Source organism: Campylobacter showae CC57C, from assembly GCF_000344295.2.
In the GTDB taxonomy this organism is placed as follows: Bacteria; Campylobacterota; Campylobacteria; order Campylobacterales; family Campylobacteraceae; genus Campylobacter_A; species Campylobacter_A showae_B.
On record NZ_AOTD01000241.1, the window covers coordinates 1 to 6,348 of the forward strand.

Annotated in this window: 7 protein-coding genes and 1 pseudogene; 3 read left to right on the top strand and 5 right to left on the bottom strand. The window is 49.6% G+C overall.

The annotated features are described in order from the left end of the window. Positions 1-192: 192 nt before the first annotated feature. From H740_RS09655 to H740_RS09675, 5 genes are all read right to left on the bottom strand, one after another. Positions 193-936: an AMIN domain-containing protein gene (locus H740_RS09655; protein ID WP_002953582.1), complete on the bottom strand. Its 744-nt coding sequence runs from the start codon at positions 934-936 to the stop codon at positions 193-195. A 31-nt stretch (positions 937-967) separates the two neighbouring features. After that, entirely contained in the window at positions 968-1,237 is a 270-nt protein-coding gene (locus tag H740_RS09660; protein WP_002953583.1) for an FtsB family cell division protein, read from the bottom strand. Further along, positions 1,234-2,484 carry a phosphopyruvate hydratase gene (eno, locus tag H740_RS09665; RefSeq protein ID WP_002953584.1) on the bottom strand — a complete coding sequence of 417 codons (1,251 nt, stop codon included), beginning with the start codon at positions 2,482-2,484 and terminating at the stop codon, positions 1,234-1,236. The genes H740_RS09660 and eno overlap by 4 nt, the downstream gene beginning before the upstream one ends. A gap of 4 nt (positions 2,485-2,488) precedes the next feature. Next, complete coding sequence (recA, locus tag H740_RS09670; protein ID WP_002953585.1) at positions 2,489-3,589, bottom strand: recombinase RecA; 1,101 nt, start codon at positions 3,587-3,589, stop codon at positions 2,489-2,491. Positions 3,590-3,701: 112 nt separating this feature from the next. Further along, positions 3,702-4,796: a DNA adenine methylase gene (locus H740_RS09675; protein ID WP_002953586.1), complete on the bottom strand. Its 1,095-nt coding sequence runs from the start codon at positions 4,794-4,796 to the stop codon at positions 3,702-3,704. 114 nt (positions 4,797-4,910) lie between these two features. Here H740_RS09675 and H740_RS09680 point away from each other — a divergent pair, with 114 nt between their 5' ends. The 3 genes and pseudogenes from H740_RS09680 to murB form a co-directional block, all read left to right on the top strand. Then, entirely contained in the window at positions 4,911-5,777 is an 867-nt protein-coding gene (locus H740_RS09680) for a menaquinone biosynthesis family protein (protein ID WP_197273071.1), read from the top strand. Further along, the gene (gene fliQ, locus H740_RS09685) at positions 5,777-6,043 is read left to right on the top strand and encodes a flagellar biosynthesis protein FliQ (protein ID WP_002953589.1); all 267 of its coding nucleotides are present in this window, start codon (positions 5,777-5,779) and stop codon (positions 6,041-6,043) included. The genes H740_RS09680 and fliQ overlap by 1 nt, the downstream gene beginning before the upstream one ends. Continuing rightward, a pseudogene (gene murB, locus H740_RS09690) lies at positions 6,040-6,348 on the top strand (UDP-N-acetylmuramate dehydrogenase); the annotation flags it as partial. The gene fliQ and the pseudogene murB, both read left to right, overlap by 4 nt.

Genomic DNA, 6,348 nt, shown 5'->3' on the forward strand with positions numbered 1-6,348 from the left:
GCCAAAGGGCGGTTAAATTTGAGTGAAATTTGGGAGCAAGATCTGAAAAAGCAGGGAAAATAAATCAAGGCAAATTCGGCTAAATTTAGAAGCCGAATTTAAAAACGCGGCGAAGGCTCAAATTTAACCCTAGCCGTGAGAAATTATCGGTGCAAATCTACACGCCGAAAGCTCGACGCGCAAAAATCAAATTTATCTAGAAAGCTTTAGCAGATACCCGTCCTGCGTCTTTTCGATCTCGTGCTTGTAACTGCCGTCGAGATCAAAAACTACGCGGTAAAATTTACCGTGCGAGCCAAAAAGAGCCGTTTTAAACGCGCCGCAGTCAAGCTCGTCTTTTCTCGTGTTTACGTCCGTTTGCGAGGCAAAGTCGATCACGACCTTGGTGCCTTTGCTGATCGAGTAGTCCTTTAGCTTCTCGTCGGTCGTGAGGATCTTGATCTGCATCGGATAGATCTCAAATTTCGTCTGCTTATAGACGATTTGCTTTTGCGGTTGCGGCTTTTCAAGCGGCTTTATGACGACATCTTTTAGCGGCTCCTGCGTTGTCATATTGCGCTCGGCAGGCTTTGGCGCTACGTCTATCGCGGCGGCTTTTGGCTCCTCTTTAGTGACCGAGACGTCGGGCTTTTCTACGACGACGGGTACTGCGATCTTGCTGAGCAAAAACTCATCCTGCCACGAGATGCTTTTGTTTATATCGACGGTTTTTTCCTTGATACTGCCGTCGAGGCTTTTGTATTTTAGCGTGACGGAGATGAAGTTTCTAGCGTCGGCGGGAAATTTGAAATTTTGCTTCTCAAAAGGCGGCAAATTTTCCACGACGTTGCTGCTAGTCATGCTCGCGTTTACATCGCCCGAGGGCGCAAAAGGATTTTCTCTGCCAAAAGCCAGCCCGCAGGCTAGCGCCAAAAGCCAAATTTTACCGATTTTCATAACTCCCCCGTTTTTTAAATTTTCCGACTAATCAGCCGCCGCTACTTGGCTCAAGCTCTTTTAGCTCGAAATACGCCTTTTGCAGCTGGGCGTTTTGTTTTTTTAGCGTTTCGACGTCGCGTTCTAGCTGCGTTTTTTGCTCTTGCAGGCTTAGCATCACGTCTAGCGAGCGCTTGCCAAAGATTATGTTGCCCACGTAGATACCAAAACATATCACGCAAAACGCTATAAGCGTAAATCTGAGAAAAAGCCTGAAATCAAACGGCTTTTTCTCGACGTATTCGTCTAGGACTTCGCTCAAATTTGATTTCCCAAAAACTCGTCCGTTTCGCGCTCGATCTCAAGCAGGCGGTTGTATTTGGCGTTGCGTTCGCTTCTTGAGGTCGCGCCCGTTTTGATTTGGCCCGTATTCATCGCGACGGCGAAGTCCGCAATAAAGCTATCCTCGCTCTCGCCGCTTCTGTGGCTCATCACGCAGCGGTAGCCTTTGCGCTGCGCTAGGCGGATCGTCTGCATAGTTTGGCTGACGGTGCCGATTTGATTTGGTTTTATTAAAATCGCGTTGCCTACGCCTTTGGCGATGCCTTCGCGTAAAATTTTCTCGTTCGTTACAAATAGATCGTCGCCCACGAGCTGCACTTTAGAGCCAAGCCTGCTAGTTAGCTTCGCCCAGCCCGCCCAGTCGTCCTCGCTTAGGCCGTCTTCGATCGAAAATATCGGATACTTCTCGCAAAGCTGCGCGTATCGCTCTATCAGCTCTTCGCTGCTAAATTCCTTGCCTTCTAGCTTATATTTGCCGTTTTCGTACAGCTCGCTAGCCGCGACGTCAAGGGCTAGTTTGATCTGCTCGCCTGCTTTATAGCCCGCTTTTTCGATGGCTTGCATGATGAGTTTGATCGGCTCTTCGTTATCGTTTAAATTTGGCGCAAATCCGCCCTCGTCGCCGACGGCCGTGCTGTGGCCAGCCGCGTTTAGAAGGCCTTTTAGCGTGTGGTAAATCTCAGTCGCCGCTCGCAGCGCGTCGCTAAATTTCTCAAATCCAAACGGCATAATCATAAATTCTTGAAAATCCACGCTGTTGTTCGCGTGCGCGCCGCCGTTGATGATATTAAACATCGGCACCGGCAGTACGCTAGCGTTTGCGCCGCCTAGGTAGCGATACAAAGGCACGTCAAGGCTTTTGGCTGCCGCACGCGCTACCGCCATAGATACGCCAAGCACGGCGTTTGCGCCTAAATTTGAGTAGTTATCGGTGCCGTCGAGCTCGCGCATTTCATCATCAAGCGCCTTTTGATCGAAGGCATCCAGCCCGATCACAGCCTCTGCGATCTGCGAATTTACGTTTTCAACGGCCTTTAGTACGCCCTTGCCGCAGTATCTTTCGTCTTTATCGCGAAGCTCCAGCGCCTCGCGTTTGCCCGTGCTTGCGCCGCTTGGGACTATCGCGCTTGCTACGGTGCCGTCGCTTAGAGCGACTGTCGCCTTCACGGTCGGGTTGCCGCGGCTGTCAAGTACCTCTATCGCCGTTACGTCTTCTATAAATACCATTATTTTATTCCTCCGTATTTTCTTCTATGCTTTCGCCGTCTTCGTCTTTGCCGCCTGAGCTGCTTATTAGCTTATCTAGGCCGATCGAGTTTTTTATCGTGGCTACAATCTCGTCGGAGATCTCCGAGTGCTCTTTGAGATAGGCTTTTGCGTTTTCGCGGCCTTGTCCGATTTTGGCGGCTTTGTAGCTAAACCACGCGCCGCTTTTGTCGATGATATCTAGCTTCACGCCGTAGTCAATGATCTCGCCGTCGCGACTGATACCCTCGCCAAACATTATGTCAAATTCCGCCGTTTTAAACGGAGGTGCGACCTTGTTTTTCACGACTTTTACCTTCGTGCGGTTGCCGATAGGCTCTTCGTTTTGTTTTAGAGTGGCGATTTTTCGCACGTCTAGGCGCACTGAGGCGTAAAATTTAAGCGCGTTACCGCCCGTAGTGGTCTCAGGCGTACCATATCCCATCGCGCCGATTTTCATACGAATTTGGTTGATAAAGATCACGGTCGTATTCATCTTGTGCACGACGCCGGCTAGTTTGCGCAGAGCCTGGCTCATTAGGCGCGCTTGCAGACCTACGTGCTGATCGCCCATGTCGCCCTCGATCTCGCTCTTTGGCGTTAGAGCCGCGACGCTATCAACTACGATCAGCTCGACCGCGCCGCTTCTAGCGAGGTTTTCTACGATCTCTAGCGCCTGCTCACCAAAATCCGGCTGACTGACGTAGAGATTTTCGGTATCTACACCCAAATTTGCCGCGTATTTCACGTCTAGCGCGTGCTCGGCGTCGATAAAGGCGCACGTGGCTCCCGCTTTTTGCGCTTCGGCGATGATGTGTAGGGTTAGAGTCGTTTTACCCGAGCTCTCAGGCCCGTAAACCTCAATGATACGGCCCTTTGGGATACCGCCGATACCAAGGGCCAGGTCAAGTCCTAGCGAACCCGTGGAGATACTATCTATGGCCTCGACTTGCTTGTCGCCCAGACGGATCAGCGTACCCTTGCCAAATGCTTTGTCTATCTGCTTTAAAGCCGCGTCTAAGGCCTTTTTCTTGTCCGAGTCGTTTGTCGGCGGGGCTATCTTTTTCTCTTCTTTTTCTTTTGCCATCGGCTTCCTTAAATTTAAAATAATCGGGCTGATTTTATCAAATTTGAGATGAATTTTTGATTATTCGTGCAAATTTGAAACGGGTCTGGGCGCAGTCAAATTTAGCCTAAATTTACGCCTTTTTTAAAACGTAAAGTAGCTCGCTAACGTGCGTCGGGCGGCTGGCTAGATTTCTGCTGCCGCGAAAGGCGTTGTATTTTTGTTCCAAAATTTGCACTTCGCCGAGCTCGGCTAAATTTTGGCTAAATTCCTCTCGCGCGATGAAGCCCTCGGAGTTAAACGAGATGAGCACGAATTTAGCTTTTAGTTTTGAGATTAGCTCGAAAAACGCGGGCGCGGCGGCTGATTTTTGATTAAAAACCGAGCGGTTCCAGCCTCTAGCGATGCCCGAAACCCGCGAAATTTCGCTCGGACGCTCGTAGCTAGCGATCAAATTTAACATAAAGTAGTTCGAGCCGTAGGGGTGCTGGTTATAGGGCGGATCAAGATAGACTAGATCAAACGGTGGAAGCTCGGCGGCAAGCTCATTTGCGTCTTGCCTTTGCACGTCAAATTTGACGTTAAAATTTGAAAAAACGGGCTTAAGCAAGCCGATATCGGCCGTGATGCGAGATAGCGCGTGCTTGCCGCGTCCACCAAACTGCCCCAGGCCGTCCTTGTTTTTATGAAAGCCCTTGAAAATGCCGCTGGTATTGGCGTGCACGCTAGCCGAATAAAGCAGCGGCGCGACGAAAAAAACACGCAGCTCCTGCGGCACGAGCGCATCGATCATCTGGCGCGCAGTGTCGATATAGGCGGCGTTTTTCTTCGTGTAAAAGACGCGGTCAGTTGCCAAAATATTTGCCTCGTCCTTTGGCGCGTAAAGCTCGCAGATAAAGCCCTCACGCAAATTTGCGGCGATCTCTCGAGTTAGTTTTTCATGCCAAAAATCAAGCTCTTTTTTAAATTTCGCGTCCGCGTTTGCGAGGTAGCACTCGTTTGTGACGCGGCTATAAAGCTCCAGGTCGTTTGCGACGATAAAATTTGCGTGGGATTTAAAAAACCGCGACACGATGCCGCTGCCGCTAAAAAGGTCGCAGCAGCTTAGCTTTTCTTTGCCAAGCGCCTGTTTTGCGATATTTACGCCTTGTTCGATAAAGCCTAAAAGCGAGCGTTTGTTGCCAAGATAAGTTAAAATTTGCTCTTTTAAATACGCCTGATTTTCCATATTTTTCTTTATAAATTCCGCATTTTTATGGCGATTGTAGCAAAAATTTACTATAATTTCGCAATCAAACTACGCGCGAAATTTAAAGCGGAGCAAAAAGGATAAAATTTGAAGATTTTTAAGCATATAAACGTCGCTCACTCGCCCGACGCCGACGATATTTTTATGTATAAGGCGATTGATTTTGGCTGGGTAAGCTCCAAAAATCTAAAATTTAGCGCCACCGCACTTGACATCCAGACGCTAAACGACGAGGCGCTAAAAGGCACCTATGAGGCCACGGCGATTAGCTTCGCGCTATATCCGCTCATTTGCGACGAATACGCGCTTTTGCGCACGGCAGTGAGCTTCGGCGAAGGCTACGGACCAAAGCTCGTCAAGAAAAAGGGCGCGGTTTTAAAACGAAATTTCAAGGTCGCGCTAAGCGGCAAACACACGACAAACGCCCTGCTTTTTCGCATGGCATACCCGCAGGCGCGCATAGTTTATAAAAACTTTCTCGACATTGAGGGCGCGGTTTTAAGCGGAGAGGTGGACGCGGGCGTGCTGATACACGAGAGTATTTTGGACTTTTCGGACGAGCTTTGCGTGGAGCGCGAGATATGGGACATCTGGAGCGAGCTAGCGGGCGAAAATCTACCGCTGCCGCTAGGCGGCATGGCGGTTCGCCGCAGCCTACCGATAACGGACGCTACCGAGTGCGAGCGCGTGCTAACGGAGGGCGTACGTATCGCCACCGCGCATAAGCCCTTTTTGTCGCACATGCTGATGGAGCGAAATTTGATCCGCGTCGATAAAGAAAAGCTAAAAACCTATCTAAATCTCTACGCAAATGGTAACTCCATCTCAATGAACGAAACGCAGATAAAGGCGGTAAATAGACTGTTTGCGCTTGGCTATGAACGCGGATTTTATCCGCTACCGATCAAGGCCGAAAACTATCTCGTGCCGACCGAGTACAACGATATAAGGTTTAGCTAATGCAATCAACGCTCATAGAACTCGGTATCGAAACCTTTAAGATCGCGCTATATCTGAGCTTTCCTATGTTGCTCGCTGGCCTATCCGCGGGCCTTATCATCAGTATATTTCAGGCTACGACGCAGATAAACGAGATGACGCTAAGCTTCGTGCCAAAGATCATTTTAGTCGTCGTCGTGATTATATTTTTGATGCCGTGGATGGTCTCGATGATGGTCGATTTCACGACGCGTATGATAGAGTTTATCCCGAATTTCGTGCAATGACGCAGCTTATAGATTTTTCCAAATTTAGCTCGGTGCGAGTGGGCGGCGTGCACGAGGTGGCGGTGCTAGAAAGCATTGAGGACGCGCTAAAGCCGGAATTCGCCGGACGCGTGATGATAGGCGGCGCGAACAACCTACTCGTTTCGCCAAACCCGCCCGCGATGATGATGTTAGGCGGTGCGTTTGATTATATAAATTTAAGCGGCAACGTGCTTAGTATCGGCGCTGCGACGAAGTCGGGCAAAATTTACAACTTCGCCAAAAAGCACAATATCGGCGGATTTGAGTTTTTGCAAAATATCCCC

Coding starts and splice junctions, on each gene's coding strand:
- recA (WP_002953585.1), bottom strand. CDS start 3,589: ATGGCAAAAGAAAAAGAAGAGAAAAAGATAGCCCCGCCGACAAACGAC.
- eno (WP_002953584.1), bottom strand. CDS start 2,484: ATGGTATTTATAGAAGACGTAACGGCGATAGAGGTACTTGACAGCCGC.
- H740_RS09675 (WP_002953586.1), bottom strand. CDS start 4,796: ATGGAAAATCAGGCGTATTTAAAAGAGCAAATTTTAACTTATCTTGGC.
- fliQ (WP_002953589.1), top strand. CDS start 5,777: ATGCAATCAACGCTCATAGAACTCGGTATCGAAACCTTTAAGATCGCG.
- H740_RS09655 (WP_002953582.1), bottom strand. CDS start 936: ATGAAAATCGGTAAAATTTGGCTTTTGGCGCTAGCCTGCGGGCTGGCT.